Origin of the sequence: Enterobacter cloacae complex sp.6700776, assembly GCF_048284255.1 — a bacterium.
Classification (GTDB): Bacteria; Pseudomonadota; Gammaproteobacteria; order Enterobacterales; family Enterobacteriaceae; genus Enterobacter; species Enterobacter intestinihominis.
On sequence record NZ_JBLVYK010000245.1, the window covers coordinates 1 to 282 of the forward strand.

The window sequence follows — 282 nt, forward strand, 5'->3', positions numbered from 1 at the left end:
GCCCGCAACTCACATGGTCTGTGATTGGCTTACTGTGCCTGCTGGTGGGTTACCTTGTTGTTTTGATGTACGCCCAGGGGGAGTACCTGTTCGCCATCATGACGCTGATTTTAAGCTCGGTTGGCCTGTATATTTTCGCTAATCGCAAGGCTTATGCCTGGCGCTATGTTTATCCCGGCCTCGCCGGCATGGGCCTGTTTGTCCTGTTTCCGCTGATCTGCACTATCGCTATCGCGTTTACCAACTACAGTAGCACCAACCAGCTGACCTTTGAGCGTGCGC

1 pseudogene is annotated in these 282 nt (G+C 53.5%); it reads left to right on the plus strand.

From position 1 onward, the window contains the following. Window positions 1-282 (plus strand): annotated as a pseudogene (malF, locus tag ACNQ0T_RS24085) (maltose ABC transporter permease MalF); the annotation flags it as partial.